At 69.5% G+C, this 19,102-nt stretch carries 20 protein-coding genes and 1 pseudogene; 12 read left to right on the forward strand and 9 right to left on the reverse strand.

Annotation, left to right across the window (positions count from 1 at the left end; all coding sequences use genetic code 11):
* Nucleotides 1-137: 137 nt before the first annotated feature.
* Complete coding sequence (locus LE181_RS02230; protein ID WP_225659366.1) at nt 138-302, reverse strand: hypothetical protein; 165 nt, start codon at nt 300-302, stop codon at nt 138-140.
* A 163-nt stretch (nt 303-465) separates the two neighbouring features.
* Here LE181_RS02230 and LE181_RS02235 point away from each other — a divergent pair, with 163 nt between their 5' ends.
* The 3 genes from LE181_RS02235 (at nt 466) to LE181_RS02245 (ending at nt 3,816) form a co-directional block, all read left to right on the forward strand.
* Nucleotides 466-2,283 carry an MFS transporter gene (locus LE181_RS02235; RefSeq protein WP_505016584.1) on the forward strand — a complete coding sequence of 606 codons (1,818 nt, stop codon included), beginning with the start codon at nt 466-468 and terminating at the stop codon, nt 2,281-2,283.
* 770 nt (nt 2,284-3,053) lie between these two features.
* On the forward strand, nt 3,054-3,338 hold the full coding sequence (locus tag LE181_RS02240; protein ID WP_225659166.1) for a hypothetical protein: 285 nt from the start codon (nt 3,054-3,056) through the stop codon (nt 3,336-3,338).
* A gap of 169 nt (nt 3,339-3,507) precedes the next feature.
* Nucleotides 3,508-3,816: a hypothetical protein gene (locus LE181_RS02245; protein WP_225659167.1), complete on the forward strand. Its 309-nt coding sequence runs from the start codon at nt 3,508-3,510 to the stop codon at nt 3,814-3,816.
* A gap of 1,265 nt (nt 3,817-5,081) precedes the next feature.
* On the opposite strand, the gene LE181_RS02250 is transcribed toward LE181_RS02245, so the two are convergent.
* A complete protein-coding gene (locus LE181_RS02250; protein WP_225659168.1) occupies nt 5,082-6,020 on the reverse strand; it encodes a helix-turn-helix domain-containing protein in 939 nt (312 codons plus the stop codon).
* 171 nt (nt 6,021-6,191) lie between these two features.
* Between LE181_RS02250 and LE181_RS02255 the strand changes: the two genes are divergently transcribed.
* The 4 genes and pseudogenes from LE181_RS02255 (at nt 6,192) to LE181_RS02270 (ending at nt 9,035) form a co-directional block, all read left to right on the forward strand.
* On the forward strand, nt 6,192-7,097 hold the full coding sequence (locus LE181_RS02255) for an alpha/beta hydrolase family protein (RefSeq protein WP_225659169.1): 906 nt from the start codon (nt 6,192-6,194) through the stop codon (nt 7,095-7,097).
* Nucleotides 7,098-7,299: 202 nt separating this feature from the next.
* Nucleotides 7,300-7,788 (forward strand): annotated as a pseudogene (locus LE181_RS02260) (helix-turn-helix domain-containing protein); the annotation flags it as partial.
* An 11-nt stretch (nt 7,789-7,799) separates the two neighbouring features.
* Nucleotides 7,800-8,036 (forward strand): hypothetical protein, encoded by a 237-nt coding sequence (locus LE181_RS02265; protein WP_225659170.1) that lies wholly within the window; start codon nt 7,800-7,802, stop codon nt 8,034-8,036.
* A gap of 288 nt (nt 8,037-8,324) precedes the next feature.
* Nucleotides 8,325-9,035: a hypothetical protein gene (locus LE181_RS02270; RefSeq protein ID WP_225659171.1), complete on the forward strand. Its 711-nt coding sequence runs from the start codon at nt 8,325-8,327 to the stop codon at nt 9,033-9,035.
* A 178-nt stretch (nt 9,036-9,213) separates the two neighbouring features.
* Here LE181_RS02270 and LE181_RS02275 read toward each other — a convergent pair whose 3' ends face one another.
* The 5 genes from LE181_RS02275 to LE181_RS02295 all read right to left on the reverse strand — a co-directional run bounded on the left by LE181_RS02275 (nt 9,214) and on the right by LE181_RS02295 (nt 13,676).
* The gene (locus LE181_RS02275; protein ID WP_225659172.1) at nt 9,214-9,675 is read right to left on the reverse strand and encodes a hypothetical protein; all 462 of its coding nucleotides are present in this window, start codon (nt 9,673-9,675) and stop codon (nt 9,214-9,216) included.
* Nucleotides 9,676-10,056: 381 nt separating this feature from the next.
* Nucleotides 10,057-10,464 carry a TipAS antibiotic-recognition domain-containing protein gene (locus tag LE181_RS02280; protein WP_225659173.1) on the reverse strand — a complete coding sequence of 136 codons (408 nt, stop codon included), beginning with the start codon at nt 10,462-10,464 and terminating at the stop codon, nt 10,057-10,059.
* A gap of 168 nt (nt 10,465-10,632) precedes the next feature.
* Complete coding sequence (locus LE181_RS02285; RefSeq protein WP_225659174.1) at nt 10,633-10,770, reverse strand: hypothetical protein; 138 nt, start codon at nt 10,768-10,770, stop codon at nt 10,633-10,635.
* A 1,115-nt stretch (nt 10,771-11,885) separates the two neighbouring features.
* Complete coding sequence (locus LE181_RS02290) at nt 11,886-12,761, reverse strand: helix-turn-helix transcriptional regulator (RefSeq protein ID WP_225659175.1); 876 nt, start codon at nt 12,759-12,761, stop codon at nt 11,886-11,888.
* A 153-nt stretch (nt 12,762-12,914) separates the two neighbouring features.
* The gene (locus LE181_RS02295) at nt 12,915-13,676 is read right to left on the reverse strand and encodes an SDR family oxidoreductase (protein WP_225659176.1); all 762 of its coding nucleotides are present in this window, start codon (nt 13,674-13,676) and stop codon (nt 12,915-12,917) included.
* A gap of 540 nt (nt 13,677-14,216) precedes the next feature.
* Between LE181_RS02295 and LE181_RS02300 the strand changes: the two genes are divergently transcribed.
* The 4 genes from LE181_RS02300 (at nt 14,217) to LE181_RS02315 (ending at nt 16,519) form a co-directional block, all read left to right on the forward strand.
* The gene (locus LE181_RS02300; RefSeq protein WP_225659177.1) at nt 14,217-14,459 is read left to right on the forward strand and encodes a Tn3 family transposase; all 243 of its coding nucleotides are present in this window, start codon (nt 14,217-14,219) and stop codon (nt 14,457-14,459) included.
* Between the two features lie 108 nt (nt 14,460-14,567).
* The gene (locus LE181_RS02305) at nt 14,568-14,792 is read left to right on the forward strand and encodes a hypothetical protein (protein WP_225659178.1); all 225 of its coding nucleotides are present in this window, start codon (nt 14,568-14,570) and stop codon (nt 14,790-14,792) included.
* 202 nt (nt 14,793-14,994) lie between these two features.
* Nucleotides 14,995-15,783: an alpha/beta fold hydrolase gene (locus LE181_RS02310; RefSeq protein WP_225659179.1), complete on the forward strand. Its 789-nt coding sequence runs from the start codon at nt 14,995-14,997 to the stop codon at nt 15,781-15,783.
* A gap of 352 nt (nt 15,784-16,135) precedes the next feature.
* A complete protein-coding gene (locus LE181_RS02315) occupies nt 16,136-16,519 on the forward strand; it encodes a hypothetical protein (RefSeq protein ID WP_225659180.1) in 384 nt (127 codons plus the stop codon).
* 140 nt (nt 16,520-16,659) lie between these two features.
* Here the strand turns inward: LE181_RS02315 and LE181_RS02320 are convergent, their stop codons facing one another.
* Nucleotides 16,660-17,406: an MBL fold metallo-hydrolase gene (locus LE181_RS02320; protein ID WP_225659181.1), complete on the reverse strand. Its 747-nt coding sequence runs from the start codon at nt 17,404-17,406 to the stop codon at nt 16,660-16,662.
* A 107-nt stretch (nt 17,407-17,513) separates the two neighbouring features.
* Complete coding sequence (locus LE181_RS02325; RefSeq protein ID WP_225659182.1) at nt 17,514-18,488, reverse strand: GlxA family transcriptional regulator; 975 nt, start codon at nt 18,486-18,488, stop codon at nt 17,514-17,516.
* A 216-nt stretch (nt 18,489-18,704) separates the two neighbouring features.
* On the opposite strand from LE181_RS02325, the gene LE181_RS02330 reads away from it, so the two are divergent.
* Nucleotides 18,705-19,094 carry a hypothetical protein gene (locus LE181_RS02330; RefSeq protein ID WP_225659183.1) on the forward strand — a complete coding sequence of 130 codons (390 nt, stop codon included), beginning with the start codon at nt 18,705-18,707 and terminating at the stop codon, nt 19,092-19,094.
* Nucleotides 19,095-19,102: the final 8 nt, after the last annotated feature.

Raw genomic sequence — 19,102 nt, forward strand, 5'->3', positions numbered from 1 at the left:
GGCGGCATCTTCCACTACTCCTTCGCCGTCCTCGACGTCGAGGACGGCCAGGCTCACGGCCGGTTCGCCGGCAACCCCGCCTTCATGAGCACCCGGGTGCGCCCAGCCGTCGGAGGCCTCATTGCCGACGCCTACCATCACAAGGACGAAGGCATCCCCGGCCGCACCACGATCAGCCCCCGCAGCATCGCCAACAACCACGGCGCCTCTTCTGGATCGACCTCATGGTCCGCAACGCCTGGCACCACGTCGGCGAGGCCGGCGACGGCTCCGACGAGGCCCACCCTGTGGCTGTTCTGCACCGACCGCTCCTCCTGGGCCACGGCTGAATACGTCCCCGGCCACGACGAGTACGAGACCGAGCAGGACGGACCTCGGCGGCTACGGGGGCTCGGCTGCGCCCCGGCGCGGCCCCCGCGGGCTCGTCCGCCCGTGTGGGCCTGGGCGGGACGGGTGCGGCGGGGCGTGGGCAAGTTATCGCGTTGCACGGATGCCGGAGGGGTCTTTACCCTGTTTGAGTTCCGCCTGTGCCCGTTCCGGGGCCCGGCGCTGTGTTTCGAGGTGACGACTTATCTCCCAGGCCAAGTAGCCGTCCGCAGTTCCCCACGTTCTGAGGCTTCGAACGTGTCCGGGGGCGGACGTCGCGCTGGCCTGAGTTGCGTCACCCGCCCCGCATTTCCCTGTCATTTTCCGGGTGCAGCTCTGCCGACTGCCCTGGGTTTCGTGTTCTCTGGCCCCGGCGCGGCTGACGGCAGGGCTCCCCCGATTCCTTGCATCAGGAGTCCCACAGTGCCTTCCCCCGCGCTCGGCAACGAGCCGCAGCACACCGCCGAGCCCCCGGCTCACGACGTACCGGACCGGTCGCCGACGACGCCCCGGACCGCCCGGATCGCCCTCGTGGTCGTTCTGGTCGCCGAGCTCATGGACATCCTCGACCAGTCGGTCGTCCTCACCGCCCTGCCCGCAATCCAGGCGTCGACCGGCGCCGGGCCAGCCGCGGTGCAGTGGCTGACCGCCGGCTACTCGCTGACCGTCGCCGTCGGACTGATCACCGGCGGCAGGCTCGGCGACATCCACGGCCGGCGCAAGATCCTCCTCATCGGCACCACCGTGTTCACCCTCGCCTCGCTGCTGTGCGGCATCGCCACCGGACCCGGTGTGCTGATCGCCGCCCGCGTCATCCAGGGCGCCGGAGTCGCCGTAATGATCCCCCAGGTCCTGGCCACCCTCCACGTCACCTTCGACGGCGAGAACCGCAGCAGGGCCTTCGGTCTCTACGGGGCCGTCCTGTCGCTGGCCTCCGTTCTGGGGCCGGTACTGGGCGGCGTGCTCACCCAGCTGGACCTGTTCGGACTGTCCTGGCGGCCGATCTTCCTGATCAACGTGCCTGTCGGCCTGGCCGTGATCATCCTCGGAGGGAAGTTCATCCCCGAGTCGACCGCACAGAATGCCAACCGCCTGGACCTTGCCGGAATGCTGCTGTCCGCACTGGCTGTGGTTCTGATCATCTTCCCGCTCACCGAAGGCCACAGCCACCACTGGCCCTTGTGGTGCTTCGCCATGCTCGCCGGCGGGCTGGCGGTGCTCGGGGGCTTCCTGCGCCACCAGCAGCGCCGGCAGGACGATGCCCCGCTCGTGGCACTGTCCCTCTTCCGGGGCAAGCAGTTCTCCGGCGGCCTGACCTCGCAGCTGATGCTCGGCCTGCTGTGCGGCCTGTTCTTCACGACCTGGACTCAGTACCTTCAGCGCGGCCTGGACATGAGCCCGCTGATGGCCGCCGCGGCCTTCGTGCTGCTGGCTCTCGGCGAGCTGGCCGGTGCGACGACCGTGATGAAGACCGCCGGGCGCTTCGGGCGCCGCCTGCCCCAGGCCGGAGCCCTAATCGCACTCGGCTCGATGGTCGCCTACGGGCTCCAGGCCGCCAGCCGGCAGGCCGACCTGACCCTCCTCGCGATGACCGTTCCGGTCATGCTGATCGGCTTCGGCCTCGGCATGGTCGGCGGACCGCTCGCCGACCTGTCGCTCGCCAAGGTCCCGCACGAGGACGCCGGTTCCGCCTCGGGCCTGTTCAACACCGCAATGCACCTGGGCATCGCCCTCGGCACCGCGCTGACCGCCCTCGTGTTCTTCTCCACCACCGGCGGCTCACCCGACAGCGCGATCAATCGCGACGCGTTCACCGGCACCCTCTGGTGGGCCGGTGGCACCCTCGTGTCGATGTGGGCCCTGATGTACTGCCTGCCCAAGCACACGAAAGCGCGCTACGGGTCGTTCAACGCCTGACCCGCGGCGCCCGACGGCCCCCACCAGACGATCACGAGGCGGAGGCCAGGACATTCGCCACCAGCGGGAGCAGCCCCGCCAAGCCCGTGGCTGCGCAGGCTGACCGAAGGAGCCGGAACTTGGTCTTCGCAAGCCGGGACAGGATGCCGACCTACTGTGGTCGAACGTCGTCGCGTACAGCCTCCCGGATCTCCTCCGGCGTCAGCTCCGCCCAGCGCGAGAACGACGTGCCCTGGTCGGCGAGCTTGCGGCTGCCACTGGCTCGACGTGGCCGGCGCGTGAGCTCCGGTGGATGATTTTCCGCATGATGATGCAGCCTCCCCGACGAGGCATAGACCCTGTCGTGCCCACAGTCGCGGACGTCCTGGTGCCGCATCGACGCTTGGTTGTCCCTGTATGCGCCGAAGGCTCTGGCAGCACTCAGGCCCCCGGCTTCGTGGCAGTCCATTCGGGAAGCCGAGTCACGCCTGGGATTCCCACTTCCTGCAGATCTCGCTGAGTCGCTGCGGTGCCACGACGGGGATACGTCCCTTATGGGTGTGCTCCCCTGCGGTGGCCGACTACGCCGCCAACCGTGTCGCGCTCGACCGCCTGCTCGGCCCGCCCCGGCTGCACGAGCCGCGGCCGGCCGACCCGGACGAGTGGGGCGCCTACGGCCACGGCATCGAGCGCGGCCCCAACGGCTCCGTCCACATGTCCGCGGCAGAGAAGTGGGCCTACGAGAAAGAGATCGCCGACCGGATGGCGCAGACCGCGACGAGATACGCGCCATGTACCGGGAACACACCCACTTGCAGTGGCTCGCCGCCGAGGACGCGGCCCGCGGGCACATCCTCACCCGCGAGGCCGAGGCCGCCGGCGTCGACCCCCGCTCGCTCTTCTCCAGCCCCGCCCACGTGGCGTACGTCCGCATGTCTGAAGACCTTCGCCGTCTTTGGGACGAGGTCTCGCCGAGGGTGACTCTCGCAGAGTTCACCGAGCAGGTAACCGGCGTCGCCAACGATGCGGCCGAGACCGCCCGGCACGCTGCCCATGACCAGCGCCGCAAGCAATAGGGGGCGTCTAAGGGATTCCGCGCGAAAGCCGTGCGCGCCCACCGGGGCACCGTCGCCCGTCCGTTGGCTCAAGAAGCGAACGATTAGGGACGCGCCCCGCTCACCTGTTCGCCTGCTTTTGTGCCGACTCCCTCGGGAACAACGGTCGTAGCCAGCACTCGGGGGAGCTATGGGCGCAATCATCAAGGCATCTGAGCGTATCTTCCTGTCCTTGATCGTGGGTGCCTACGTCGTGAGTATCGTAATGATCACCGGAGGCGTTGTTCTGGTAGCTCTCGGAGCCACTGGCCACACCGAGTTCATTCTCTTCGGGCAAACCTTCCAGTCCGCTAGCGTTGGTGTCACCGCCTTCTTCATCGGTGCTGTCATGGCCGTCATGCTCATCCGCAGCACGCTGCGTGCGCTGAGCTCGCTTGCTCATGCAGAACCGCCGTTCGCATTCAGGGGCGATACACCGGCTGGGGGAAAGCGCCGATAGTCGCCGTGCAGGGCCCTGCCTCTAGTGATCCCTTTCTGCCTCGCCGGTCCCGCCGCTCGTCAGGAGCACCGCCAGATCGCCACCGGTCGGGACCACCCGGGGGCCGCGCCGCCCATTAGTCACCGACTACCGCCCCGCATCGGGCGGGTGTGAGCCGAACGGGGTCGCAAGCTCGCACTGCCCCCCCCTTCCTTCCCTTTCACGGCCCGCCCTCGGCGGGCCTTTTCATGCCCGTACATGAGCCCGGAGGGCCCTTCCGCATGTCCGAGACGCCCGCCGCCCCCGAGGCAGCAAGCACCATCCCCACCCCGACCGCCCCGGAATCCACTACCCCGGAGGCTCCGGCCGCCGACCCTTCGGCGCCCGACGCGGCCATCGAACAGCAGCTCGCCGCCGCGCTGCAGCGCGCGAGCGCCGAGGCCGAGCGCGCCCCATGTAGCTGCAGGCCGCGCTCGACGCCGTACATAAGGCGCTTGACCCGGATGCCCAGGATGGCGAGCAGGACCCGAGCGCGCTTGCCACCGCGGTCGCCGAGCGCGACCGACAGCTCACTGACGCTGCCACGCAACTACGCACGGCGCAGGTAGAGCTCGCCGCCTACAAGGCCGCCGACGCGCAGGGCGCCCGTGCCGACCGGCTGCTGGACAGCGCGCTTTCGTCGACGACCTGCGCAACCTCGACCCGGCCGACGAAAGGCTCGGCGAGCGACTCGCCGCAGCGATCACGGCCAATGTCGACAGCGACCCCGACCTGTACCGCGCCGCTCCGGCCGGCCCCGCCCGGGGCGGCGCGGAGTTCACCGGCGCGCCGGCCGCGCCTGCCAAGCCGGCCAACCTCCGCGACGCCATCGCCGCCCGGCTTGGCGCCTAACACCTAGGGGTATTGACCACGAGCGTTGTTGACAGTGATCGGGATCCAACCAGGCGCGCCAGTCAGGTTCTCTCCGACGAGGAGCCAGTCGCGGTGTGGGACGGTGTCGTCGAGCGGAGGCTGGGCGTAGAGGTCGCATACAGGACGGTAGTCAGGGCCTGTCGCCTTCCTGGCCAGGTGCGGCGAAGTCCATGTATCTGCCGGGAAAGCCCTGGATCACCGACGAAGGCTAACGTGCCTTCGCCCCAACCGAGTTGGTCCGGACGAAGGCACGTTGCGACAGCAGCGGCGAGGTGGTGGTCGCCGGGGCAGCGCCGGTCAGGGGTGGCCGGCGGGGCTGTGAACACCATGCGGTGCATCGTTCCCGCCCTCTCCTGGTGGTCGCTGCTCCGCCGTCACGGGTGACGGCTGGTCGGCGGCGCGGGGGGCGTCTCGCCGGGCACCGGCTGCTGGACGTTGCCCGTCCCGTCAGGGGAGCGATCGGCTGGCTCGGGGACGTGGTCGGAGGCCCAGCTGGCCAGGATGCGCAGCGCGTCTTCGGAGTCGCTGCCCGGCTCGGCGCTGTAGGCGAACATGATGAGGCCGTCGGCGGGCAGGTCGAAGGATTCGTAGGCGAGGTGAAGAGTGCCGACCACGGGGTGGTGGATGGCTTTGGCACCCTGGTGGTACTGGCGGACGTCGTGGCCGGCCCAGCGGGTACGGAAATCGTCACTGCGGGTGGACAGCTCACCAATGAGGTCGGTGAGGTCCTTGTCGTAGGGGTCGCGGCCGGCCTGGGCGTGCAGGAGAGCGACCAGGTTGTCGGCGGCGCTTTCCCAGTCGCCCCAGAACTGGCGGGAGCGGGGGTCCAGGAATATGAACCGGCCATGGTTGGGGGTGACGCCCCCGGCAGCTTCGATCATCGGAGCGTACAGGGCACGGCCGAGGCTGTTGGCGGCCAGGACGTCACCACGGCCGTTCAGGACGAACGCCGGGCAGGCCATGGAGTCCAGGACGTGCTGCAGGCTCGGCCGCACCGAGGCGGCGGCTGGCCGGCGTCGGCGTCGACGTCCCGGACCGGCGGCGCGAGCAAGATCCTCCAGATGGGTGCGGTCGTCCTCACTCAGCCGCAGCGCCCGAGCGAGGGCGTCAAGGACCTGGCCCGACACTCCGGACAGGTCACCGCGCTCCAGCCGCGAGTAGTACTCGACGCTGACCCCAGCGAGCTGCGCGACCTCGGCGCGCCGCAGTCCCGGCACCCGACGGGGGCCATGGGCGGGCAGCCCCACCTGCTGCGGGCTGATCCTGGCGCGGCGGGAGGTCAGAAACTCCCGGGTCTCGGCTGCATTGTCCACGGTTTCCAGATTAGGGCGACATCTCGGAGCCATCCGGGAAGGAGGGGTGCCCTGCCAGTACACCTTTCACCAGTAGCTTCTCCCTAGCCCGAAAGTTACGTTCTTATAGCCGAAGGAAATACCAGACGATCTCACCAAGAAACAGAAAGAGAAAGAGAAAGAGATACTGTGATGGCAGATATTCCGGAGATGGTCAAGGGTCTGGCGAAGGGCCTCAGCAGCCCGGTGCGTGCGCCGATCCTGCACACGCCGGACGAGTACGGGATGGCGTACGAGGACGTCACGTTCCCGTCCCTGGATGGCACCTCGCTGGAAGCGTGGTGGATCCCCTGCCCGGGCTCGGACAAGCTGATCATCGCCAACCACCCGATGCCCATGAACCGCTACGGCTTCCCCTCGCACCTGCCCCCGTGGCAGTTCGTCCCTGGCAACACCATCGAGGTCCACTACATGCGGGAGTACCAGCACCTGCATGAGGCCGGCTACAACGTGCTGACCTACGACGCACGCAACCACGGCCAGAGCGGCGACGCCAACGGCTTCATCTTCACCTGGGGCCAATTCGAGTCCCGCGACGTGGCCGGCTCGCTGCGGTACGCCAAATCCCGCCCCGACGCGGCCACCATGAAGGTGGGCCTGCTCAGCCGCTGCATGGGCGCCAACGCCACGTTCATGGCGATGACCCGGCATCCGGAGCTCTTCGAGGACGTGCACGCCCTGGTCGCCATCCAGCCGATCTCGATGCGCGCGATGGTCGAGCGCAACCTTGAGGCGATGGGGATCGCGGACCAGTTCGAGGCCGTGGACCGGGAGGTGGAACTGAACCTCAGCTTCACCATCGACGAGGTGTCGCCGATCGAGTACGCCAAGAACTGCCAGGTGCCCACCTTCATCACCCAGGTGCATGACGACGCACTGACCAAGCCCTCCGACGTGCAGGCGATCTTCGACGCCGTTCCCGTAGGCGACAAGAAGCTGTTCTGGATCGAGGGCAGCACCCGGCGCTGGGACGGCTACAACTACGTCTCCGAGCACCCCGAGCAGCTGGTCGAGTGGTTCGACAAGCACGTGAACTGAACCCATGGCACCCTCGGGCCGCCTGAACGGCCCGAGGGTGACGCACGACGGCGCAAGTCTCCACCGCCGCTACAACAGCGACGCAAACAACCCGGTTTCACGCGTCTCGTCTGCAGCCCTCACGAGGCCCCCGGGACGGGGTCAGACGGCTTGATCGAGGTCGGCGGTGGCGCCCAGCCCATACATCACCGCAGAGGTCTTCTTGTCCCACCCCAACGCCCGGCTGTCCGTCCACGGCAGACGGCTCCTCATCGACCGAGTCCGAGCCGGCAGGCCCGTCGCCCATGTGGCCGCCGAGATGGGCATCTCCCGCGCTACAGCCCACAAGTGGGTCCGCCGCTGGAAAGCCGAAGGCGACGCTGGCCTGCACGACCGCTCCAGTCGGCCACGGACCACTCCCCACCGCACCCCCGCCGATACCGAGACCCGCATCTGCGAGCTGCGGCGCGAGCGAAAACTCGGCCCAGCGAGGACCGGCCCGATTCTGGGACTGCCCACCTCGACCGTCCACCGAGTCCTGACCCGGCACAACCTGAACCGTCTGCGCTGGCTGGACCGACCCACCGGCCAGATCATCCGCCGCTACGAGCGGTCACGCCCGGGTGAACTGGTCCACGTCGACATCAAGAAGCTCGGCAACATCCCCGATGGCGGCGGGCATCGGATCACGCCCCAAGCAAAAGCTCGTGGCTACTGGACAACATGGCGTTCGACGACGTCGTGAACCCGGTCGGCGGCGGCGCCACCCTGACGTACAGATACACCCGTCTCGTCACCGAGCGCGGCGCGAGCTTCCGTCCGCTGGGGACCGAGTACGGCACCGAGCAGGCCAAGCGCGCCCGCGCGACGGTCGACCTGACGGTGCTGGGCGGCGCCTTTGAGATTGACCGGGTCCTCGCCAACCTGGGCCATCCAGCCATGCAACAGAGGCGTGGCTGAATTTCATGGTGGGGCGAATGGGACAGGGCCCTACTCGGGTGTTGTTTGGGGGTGTGAGCGGGGTCCGGCTGAGTATGTGTGCTCATGTGTGCGTCGTCGTTCCGGCCGTACCGTTCGGGGGCGAACGCGTGACCGATGCACGTGGACGCGGTCCTTGAGAGGAAGTTGGATTCCGTGACGATGCCGCCGCCCCAGCCCCCGCAGCAGCCGTACGGGGCGCCGCAGCCGCCCCAGTTCCATCCCCAGCAGCCGGTGTACCCGCAGCCGGGAGCGTGGGGTGCGCCGCCTATGGCGCCCGTGCCCCGGCGGCGCCTGGGGCCGCTCGCGATCACCGCCATCGTCGTGGGGTCCGTGCTCACGCTGGGCGCCCTGGGGCGCATGGCCCACACCGGCTCGGGCCACGACACCGTGCCCCGGGCATCGGCTTCTGATCCCGGACGTACAACCGGCGGTGAGCCCTCGGCCCCGACGAGCTCCTCTTCCGGACGGTACCGGCTCACCCTGCCGTCCTCCCTCCTGGGCGGGCGCTACACCCTGAACGAGGACATCAGCCGGGAGGTGGACCAGGGCATCGTGAGCGGAGCGGGTGGCAGAAGCAGCGCCGACGAGCGGGAGATCAAGGGGGCCGGCGCCTGGTACTCCGCTGCCGCTGCCCCCGACGGGACGCAGCTGCTTCTCGTCTCCGGCTTCTACGGCGACATCGTCAACCCTGCAAGCTCACTTGCATCGACGTTCGCCGGTATGAACGAGACGCCGGGCGTCACGGTCACCTCACCGCCCAGGGAGGTCACCCCGCCCGGCGCCGACCAGGCTGTCACCTGCGAGAGGTACGAGGTCGTCCGCTCCGGCACGACCCGCTCCACAGCCGTGTGCGGCTGGGGTGACCACAGCACGGTGGGCACCGTCTCCGCCGTCGGCTCCGCCGCCTCCGCCGGCTTCGACGAACTCGCCACGCAGACCCTCGCCATACGCAACCAGGTCCGCACACCCCTGACCTAGGGCACCGACGGGAGCCCGCTCCCTTTCACCCACCAGACGAGCCTCAAAACGGGAGGCTGCGCCAGGCGAGCCGGGGTGTACGCGGGGTGCTGGGCGGGAATACCGGCCCGTGGTCAGCCTCAGCCGAACCGGTAGTCATGCACACTTAGCCGCCCGAAGCCCCGTTTGGTCAATCCTGTCACCGCTTCTGTGAGCGCCCGCGCACCTTCCGCAGGATGTCCTCGCCAAGCAGCTCACGTTCCCCGTCCGGCCCGAAGTTCTGCGCCTCTACCGCTTCAGCCAATCTCCTGGCCTGGTCAGCGTCGAGCAGGTCGACCCTCTGCGCCGCAAGTCGTAGAGCGTGGTACTGCTCGAAAGGGGTGTGCGAGTGCGTGATGGCGGCAAGGGTGGCGCCGCCGGTGTGCTTCGGCTTGTTCGGGTAGTTGAACTCCGGCCAGTCGCTCGCGCTGAACGTTCCGTCACCGCGGAGCGTGACGGTCGCGAACGGGTCGGCCTTGTAAGTGCCGACCATGTCCTGGTTGGTGAGACCGGCCGGCCGGTCGCCCTCGGTGCCGCACTCGAAGTAGCAAGCGCACCCGGTGCTCGTGACCGATGTGGCGACTACCAGCGCACATATCGCCACAACCGCACGCCAGCGCATCTCGGCCCCCTCGAATCGCTTCAAAAGCCGTGCGGACCAAGCATCCCAAGCCTGCGTTTCCGCACGTCACCTGGGGTACCTCTCCGGAACAGCGTTGCGCCGAGTGTTGAGGGCGGCGAACCTGCCGCCGCGGTGAGCCTGTGCGTCCCCGGCCGGCGGGCCGGGGACGCAAGAGGGTGTCATCGGTGTTGGGTCCATCAGATCGCGCTGGTGATGAGGGCGCTGCCCGCGCCCCCGGCCATGCCGCGGACGAGTCCGTGGCCAGCTGTGCGGGGGGCTGTCGCAGCCCCCGGGCCTGAACCCGATCCACCCCTCGGCGGGTGCGCCCGGCCCCCGGTCCGGGCGCACCCGCCCATGCATGTCCTGGCCCGTGTCGCCCGACTACGCCGAAGCCTCGGCCCCTGCGCTGGGGGCGAACCCGCTCCCCTGCTCGGCGAACACCTTGATCGCGGCGCCCAGGAACTCCACCATCCCGGGGTGGTAGGAATCGTGGAACGCCCTCATGGCCTCGTCCTCGGCGTAGAAGAGCGACATGCCGACGTAAGCCTCCCTGGAAGGGGTGTAGAACCGGCAGGCGATGTCGAAGTGCCTGCGGACGAGCTCCTGGATCTGCTGGTCCCCGGGCAGGGAGCCGCCGTCCAGGAAAGCCGTGAGCTCCCGGTACAGGACGTCCCAGTCCTGGTGGACCCGCTCCCTGTCCACATGTTCCCAGCCGTTGGTCCCGGCAAGGCTCTTCGCCTGCTCCTCGGCCAACGACCGGCGACACTCGTCCTCGTAACTGTTCCCCACGGCACCGGTTCCCATCGTTTCGTCACCTCTCCGGTGGATCCCCGAGAGGCCACCGACATGTCGACATCGACCGGCCGCCGATGATCAACTGCTGGTCCAGGCCGAACGGTGACACACACCCACCGGGTCGGCAAACCATTTCTTGGACCCTCCGGCGCTCCGTCCCGGTCAGCCGGCCGTGGAAAGGCGCGGCTCGAACGGTGAGCCGTCGGAGCGGGGCGTCCAGCCGCTCGACCGCGCGGCCCGGATTCCCGCGGCGACCTCGCGCGGCAGGACGAGCTCGGCCGGCACCGGGTCCGGTTCCATGACGGCCGGTCTACCGGTCTCCACGACGAGTGCCGTCCCGGGGCGGGCCGCGTCCTCCACCCGCGTAGCCCAGGGTGCCGAGGTGCTATCGCAGCACCGGCGTTCCTGCTCACCCGCCAGCGGTACTCGACACCGTCGACGACGACTCGGCGGGAACCCTTCTTTCGTCGGTGTCCCTCTCTGCCCCTCCGCGAACGGCCGACCGCTCGCCACATTGCCCCGCACCCCGACGCCGCCCGAAGTGATCCGAAAGAGAGGGCCTAGTAGCGCAAACGCTGGCGGCTTCGGTCGGCGTCCGACGCGGAGTCGTGTGCCTCACGGCAGTCCCTCCTGCGCCGACTACGGATGCCGCCGTACCGAGTGCCTCCGTGCCGCGCGCAGGGCCCGCTCCCGCCGTGAGGCCGAGCGAGCTGCAGGCCGCCAGGCCCATGTCGGATCCGCGCCAGCGGCTGCTCACGGGGCCCAGCTGCGCGAGGCCGGTATGTCCGCCGGCGACATCGCGGTGTGGCCCGGCGTCGCCGACACACTCGTACGCAGGCTCCTCCGGCCAGAGGAGGGACACCGGCCGCCCAGAATTCTCCGCCCCACGGAAGAGGCGCTGCTCGGCTTACCAATGCCCATTACGCGAACGGGACCCCGCGTGCCCGGCCACGCCCCGGCTGCCGACGAGGCAGTCCGTATGCAGCAACTCGCCCAACGCGGCTGGCCCGCCACCTACCTGGCGCGGCAGCTCGGCACAAGCGTCCACACACTCTCAGATATCCGCAACAAGCGCCGCCGTCACATCAATCTGCGCCTGGACCAGATGATCCGCCTGCTTCACAGCGACCTCATGAAAACGACCCCGGCCAACCGCCAAATCCCCCGCAGACACTCCCATCGGGCCCAGACAGCAGCCTCCCGCACCACTGCAAGCGCCTCGCTCCGGACCAATCCCCTCGACCTCCTGCATTGCGGCCGCGTCGGCCTGGCGGTCGCGTCGATCGTGCCGAAGTCCGAGCGATGCGCCACGACATGCTGCGCCCGGTGCCGAGCACGCCGAGCGAGCAGAAGACAAGCTAAAGGATCTTCAGCCCCCTGGGGCCGGGGGCGTTGTGTCAGTCGTTGCGGAGGTGTTACCGGCCGGGGGCGGTGTGCGGGGTGGGGGTTGGCGCGTTCCAGGCGAGGAGCATGCGGAGGGCGTCGTGGGAAGGAGTGCGGGGTTCAGCGGCGTAGGTGATCAGGGCCTGGTCGGGGTCGTCGGTGGCGCGCAGGGTCTCGTAGGTGAGCTGGAGATCGCCAACGAGGGGGTGGTGGAAGTGTTTGGTGCCGGACGTTTTGTCCTGGACGGGGTGTTCGGCCCACCAGCGGCGGAAGTCCTCGCTCTTGACGGACAGTTCGCCGATCAGGCGGGCGAGGTGCGGATCGTTCGGGTACCGGCCGGCTTCCCATCGGAGATAGGCGACGTTTTCGCGGGCGCAGGCGGTCCAGTCGGAGTAGAGGTCGCGGGAGGCGGGGTCGAGGAAGGTGATGCGGGGAATGTTGCGCTCGGCGGGTTCCAGGGCTGCGTAGTCGCCGAGCAGGGCACAGGCGGCCGTGTTCCAGGCCAGGACGTCCATGCGCCGGCCCATGACGAGCGCCGGGACGTCCCGCAGCTCGTCGAGCAGCCGCCGCAGCATGGGGCGTACCTGTTGCCGTTCGGACCGGGGCCGGTCGTCATGGCGGGTGAGGGGCCGGGACTGGGCGAGGCGGTGCAGGTGCCGGGTCTCGTCCTCATCCAGGCGCAGAGCGCGGGCGAGGGCGTCGAGGACAGCCGGGGAGGGATTGGCTGCGCGGCCCTGCTCCATGCGGATGTAGTAGTCGACGCTGACGCCGGCGAGCTGGGCGATCTCCTCGCGGCGCAGTCCGGCGACCCGGCGCCGGCCGCCGAAGTCGGGCAGGGCGACGTCCTCGGGGCGCAGCCGGGAGCGGCGGGTGCGCAGGAACGCCCCTAGATCGATCGTTGTGCTCATAGGGCGAATTGTGCCCTGTTGCCTCGGCGGTGAGCCTGGCCCTGCCAGGACCAGGCTCACCGGGCGAGTGCGGCACGACGGCCGCCCGGGGCCTCCCAGCCGCAGCGGTCGGGGCGCGATGACGGTCGGAAGCGCGATGACCGCCCGGGAAGGTCAGACCTGGCGGGTGGGCAGGATGATCGACTGGCGGAGGTTGACGTGCCGGGGGCGACTGACGGTGTAGCAGATGACGTCGGCGATGTCCTCGGAGGTCAGGGCGGGGATCGCGCTGAACATCCCGCCCAGCTGCTCGCGCAGTACCGGGTTGTCGATGTGCCCGCTGAGTTCGGTGTCGGTCAGACCCGGCTCCACGGCGCTGACGCGGACGTCGCGCGGCCCGAGCTCGGTGCGCAAGGCGGCGGACAGCTGGGTGACGGCGGCCTTGGTGGCCCCGTAGACGGCGTAGTCGGGGAACAGGACGTGAGAGGCGATGGAGGAGATGTTGACAAGGTCGGCGGTGCGGCCGGCCGCGGCGGTCGCGGTGAGGTCGGGGGTGAAGGCACGGATGACGCGCAGGGCACCGGTGAGGTTGGTGTCGATCATGCGGGTCCACTCGTCGATCCGGCCGTCGGCGAGAGGATTGGGCAGCATGACGCCGGCGTTGTTGACGACCAGGTCGACCTGGCCGTAGGCATCGTGGACGGCCTTGGCGGCGGCGTCGACCGAGGCCGGGTCGGTGATGTCGGTGGTGACGGCGAGAGCCTGGCCTCCGGCGGCGGCGAGTTCGGCGGCCAGCCCGTCCAGTCGGTCGGCGCGCCGGGCGAGCAGGGCGACGCGGGCGCCATGGGCGGCGAGGAGGCGGGCGGTGGCCGCGCCGATGCCGCTGGCGGCTCCGGTGACGACGGCGGTGCGCTCGGCGAGGGCGGGGTAGTTCATGGATGCTCCCGGATCTGCCGCACAGTCCGGCCCCGGCGAGGCCGGACCGGTGCCCGGACCGGGGATGTCCCGGCGGGCTGGGTGCGGCGGCTGTTACGGATCACACTGCGTCCGGCCGGAACGGTGATCCAGAGCTCTGTCTTTCCTGGGAAAGCCAGTACTACCCTGGAGCACCCGGCCAGCCCTGTGCGGCGCGCCGCGGCCGGCAAGCTCTGGTGGTCGCCGTCGGTCCCGCACCGGGCTCGTGCGCCTCCCCGCGGACTTCGCCTCGATCATTCCAGCGTCATGCTCGGGGCCCACAGGTCCGGCCGCTCTGTGATGCAGGAGGTCCTGGCCGATGAGCAGTGGGCAAACACGCTTACCGCCGCGGACCGCCGGGGGCTCTCCCCACTGTTCTGGACCCATGTGAATCCGTACGGACGGTTCGAGCCGGACGTGAACAGCCGCCTCGACCTGGACCTCTCCATCCGGGCAACGGTGCCGGGCCCGCGTACCCCGCAGGGAGAGGCAGCCGCAGCCCCGGCGTGACAGCCGGACTGCTTGTGTCCGGCCTGGCGCAGGAGTGATCAGGAGGGCGGATGGGCGCACCCCGACGCGCTCGGCCTGGCCTTGAACGCTGTGGTGCTGTTCAACAGCCTCTACATCGACGCCACAGTCAAGCAGCTGGTCTCCAACGGCTTCCCCGTCACCGACGAGCTGCTCGCCCGCCTCTCACCGCTCCAGTTCGACCACATCAACTTCTTGGGCCGCTATGCCTTCGTCTTCTTGGCCGCTATGTCTTAGTCCGGCCGCAGGCTCGTACGGACACCCCTTGCGCGGACCGAAGATCAGGCTCTGGCGTAGGTGCAGGGCAGCTGCCTGGAACGTTCCGATCCGCAGCCGTAGGGAGAGGTGGCCGAGCAGCGCGGCCAGTTGCGCCTCGGCCTTGTCCGACGCCTCCTCCACGGTTCGCCCGAAGTCTGGTGGTGCACCCATCGGCCGCAATCCCCGGAAGGGGCTTTTCCCATGCCCACGCATGTGCCCGTTCTCGGCGTGTTCGCCGTCTCGGTGCTACCCCAGTTCGTGACGGCGAAGGGCCGGGGGTTCCTGTCGACCGTCACCCTTGCGGCTCTGTAGGCGCTCGTCAGTGCCTCCTGGTACATGTGCTCACCTGGGCCGTCGGCCGAGGGCGCGCGTTGGTATCGCGGCCCATCGGCCGCCCTTGCGTACCAGCAGTATGAGGTTGCCCTGCACGACCGGTGGCGACGAGGCTGACGGTCGCCCCGGCTTCACCACCCACTCAGGCCAAGATAGATCCCACGCGGGAGCGAGGAATCCGATGACGCACGCGATGACACCGGACGGAACCCGCATCGCCTACCAGCTCCAGGGCCAGGGGACGCCGCTGGTCCTGCTGGCGGGCCAGGCCAACAACCACCACTGGTGGGACGCGATTCGCGCCGACTTCCATCCCGCTCGCAGCACCCTCACGCTCGACTACCGCGGAACCGGCGACAGCGACAAGCCCGGCACCCCCTACAGCACCGAACTGTTCGCCCAGGACGTCGTCGCCGTCCTCGACGAACTCGGCATCTACCGGGCCGACGTCTACGGCACGTCCATGGGCGGACGGGTGGCCCAGCAGCTCGCGGCCCGGCACCCCCACCGGGTGGGTGCCCTGGTCCTCGGCTGCACCTCACCTGGCGGTCCGCACAGCGTCGAACGGGGCAACGACGTCCGCCAAGCCCTGGCGCAACCTCAGCCTGGAGCCGCGCGACAGGCCCTGTTGGAGCTGATGTACACCCCCCAATGGCTCGCCTCCCATCCCGGCCCTCACCACACCCTCGGCGACCCCGGTATGCCTGCCCACGCCCGGCGCCACCACCTCGCGGCCAGCAAATTGCACGACGCCTGGGACATCCTGCCGGACATCAGCGCACCCACCCTGGTCGTCCACGGAAGCGACGACCTGCTCAACCCCACCGCCAACGCACACCTGCTCACCGACCGCATCCCCAACGCCCGACTCCACCTGATCCCCGAAGCCCGGCACGGCTACTTCGAGGAGTTCCGCACCCACGCCAGCCCCCTCGTCCTGGACTTCCTCACCACCGCGTACAAGCCGTAAGAACAGCGCAGCCGACACTCGGACACCCTGCACCCGGGTGGTGGGGAGGTGGCTTCATGGCCCGAACCCGCCCGAGCGCCCCCGCCGATCTCACTGTCTCCGCCCGGCCGGAGAGCCCAGTTGTCTGGCCGCGGCCTGATGGGCCACAGGGCCTGGCGGTGTCGGCGTACGGGCCGGTGGGCCGGGTTCAGAAGTCGTGTCGCTAACTCCGTTTTCAATCTTCCATGGAGTTCGCGCGGTGGCCAGAACATCACTTTCAGCTTTAAATCATCTTAATGGCCTATCTCTATCGGAACGGGGGCAGATTATCGACAAGGGAAGGATCTGAAATCGGTGTCCTCAAGGGGGATTCATGCCGGACCAGCAGGCGGGCGACGCGGTCCGCGCGGGAAGCCCGGACTCGGCGGTCGACCGGGTAGCCGACTTCTACGGCGCCTACATCGACGCCGTCGACGACGGAACCGATGACCTGGGCTCGGAGCTTCGCGCCCACTACCTCACAGAAGATCTTCGTCAGCGGCTGGCTGCCTGGGAGGAGGCCAACCACGCCGACGGCGTCCTGCGGGCCCAGGCTGTCCCCACCCACTGGGAAGTGCGCTACCACGACTCCGGTGCCGGGCATCTGTTCACCACGGTGACGCTCACGTGGGGCACCGGCCCGGACGCCGGGCACACCCGGCTGGCGGTGCAGAGCGACCTGAGCACCAAACTCATCTCGGACATCGAGGACGGCTGACGAAGGCCCTGACGCGGGCTTGGGGCGCCTTACCGTCCGCCGTCTGCTGGATGCCAAACGAGGTAGAGACACAGCCTCTCACCTGGGGTTGCCGATCGGCGCCGGGAGGTCGTCCCGGTGCCGGGTCGCGGAATGGTGCGTCACTCACTGCGCGTGGTGAGGCGTCCGGCGGCTTCGAGTCGTGCGAGGCGGTTGTGTTCCTGGTCGGCCCACCGGCGTACCCGGCCGGGGTCCAGTGGGGTGCCGTGGCCGACGTGGAGGGTGGTGGGGTTGAGGGCGAGCATGTTGCGGAGGCTGGTGAGGTTCTGTCGGGGGTCGTCGTGGAAGGGCGGGTTGGCGGGCTTGCCGGGGACGAGGCCCATGAAGGAGTTGGCGATCAGGTCGCCGGCGACGAGCTCGCCGTCGTCGGTGAGGACGGATATCGATCCGGCGGTGTGGCCGGGGGTGGGCATGATGCGCGCTGCGAGGCCGAAGTCCTCCAGGCGTGTCTCACCGCGGATGAGCACGGCGGGTTCGAAGGGCTCGGCCCGGGCATGGAGCTTTTGATTGCGGTCCATGAGACGCCCCATGGGTCCGGTGGGCAGGTAGGGTTCGCGGACCCGGCCGGAGCGGTACGGTCCGAGGTCGGCGATGTGGCCGGCGATGGGCGCTCCGGTGAGCCGGTGCAGTTCGGCGGCGGAGCCGAAGTGGTCGATGTGCCCGTGGGTGATGACGATCAGCGAGACGTCGGTGGGGTCGACGCCGTGGGCGGTGATCTGGTCGTGGATCTTCTGGCCGCTGCCGGGTGTGCCGGCGTCGACGATGACCGGCCGGCGGCCGAGCAGCAGGTAGGCGTTGATGTTGTGCCGGCCCATGACGGGGATCGGGACGACCTTCGTGCGGGACACGGTTCTCCTCCGAGGTGTGCTGGTCGATGCCGCGTGTGCGGGCGTGGCGGGGCTCGGCCGGTGCGCGAGCGCGCCCGGTGGCCGGCAGGCGGTGTGGGTGGTGTGGGTCAGAAGCGGCGGCGGTACTCGGCCGGGGTGGTGCCCAGCCGCCGACGGAAGACGCGGTGCAGTGTCTCCACGGAGCCGAGGCCGCTGGCGGCGGCGATCTCCGGCAGGCTCCGGTCGCTGTCCTCCAGTAGTCGCCGCGCGGCCTCCAGCCTGGCTGCCTCCACGTAGGCGGCCGGTGTCGTGGAGGTGCGCTGATGGAACAGCCTGGTGAAATGGCGCGTGCTCAGGTGCGTGCGGGCCGCGAGGGCGTCGAGGGAGAGGTCCTCGGTGAGGTGTTCGGCGATCCACCTGCGCAGCTCGTCGATCCGGTCGTCCGAGGAACTCTGGACGGAAAGCGGCACGCTGAACTGGCTCTGTCCTCCGGAGCGTTTGACGTACATCACCATCATCCGGGCGGTCGCGAGCGCGAGGTCCTGGCCGTGGTCCTCGGCGACCATGGCCAGCGCCATGTCCATCCCCGAGGTGACGCCGGCGCAGGTCCACACCCGCCCGTCCCGAATGAAGATCGGATCGGGATCGACCCTGACGCCGGGGTGTTCGGCGGCCAATCGGCCCGCGGTGAGCCAGTGGGTCGTGGCGGGCCGGCCGTCGAGCAGACCGGCGGCAGCCAGCAGGTGCGCTCCCGCGCAGACCGATCCGGTCCGCCGGGCCTCGGGGGCCGCACGGCGCAGCCAGTCGGTGACCTCTTCATCGATCACCGGCTCCACGCCGCCGTCGACGAGCTCGATCGCCCCCGACACCAGCAGGGTGTCGATCGGGCCGGCCACGTCGTCGAGGGCCAGGTCGGCCATCAGCCGGACGCCGCTGGAGGTCGTCACCGGGGCGCCGTCGGCCGTCGCGATCCGCACGAGATAGCCGGACCGGTCAGCTCCGGCAACCCTGGAGGCAACGGAGAACACCTCGGCCGGCCCGGTGGCGTCCAGCAGCTCGATGCCGGGAAAGGCGACGATCACGACGCGGTGCGGTGGGAACATGCCCTGATCATTCCGCCCGATCAGTCATGGCCGCAATGACCAGGATCTGTCACATCAGGCCATCGAGACGGATGGCCAGGCGGTAACGCCGGCGGGTTCGCATCGCTCACCCCTACGGGTTGTCCCGGGCCAGACATACCGACCCGGCACCCGCGCCGCCCTACGCTCGGCCGCGACGTGCACGAGCGAAGTACGGAAGTACGGGGGAGAACACCCGTGGACCCCATCGCACCCGAACTGGTTGTGGCTCCCGGCTACGGCACCGCCGGTGCCGCAGGGCAGCAGATCTGGTTTGCGCTGCGCAACCTGGTCGGACGCCGGCCGGACCCGGAGGGGACGCCGGACGGCGAGGGCGAGCCGGTCGCGCTCGACGAGGCGGCCCACAGCGTGGACCGCGCCTGGGAGCCGGCCGAGGCATTGGCCGAGCGGGGCCGGCAGGACCCGGTGTTCGCCCGTGCCCTGGAGACCTGGCGGCGCGGAGCCGAGGCCCTGCCGGAGCTGCGGACCGGCACGGGCGAGGTGCGCGACGAGATCTCCGGCGGGACCTTCCAAGGCGCGACTGTCCAGGCACGGGACATCAACGGGCCCCTGAACCCCGGCCGTTAGGCACGGGG

This window comes from Streptomyces sichuanensis, assembly GCF_020328095.1.
Taxonomy (GTDB): Bacteria; Actinomycetota; Actinomycetes; order Streptomycetales; family Streptomycetaceae; genus Streptomyces; species Streptomyces cinnamoneus.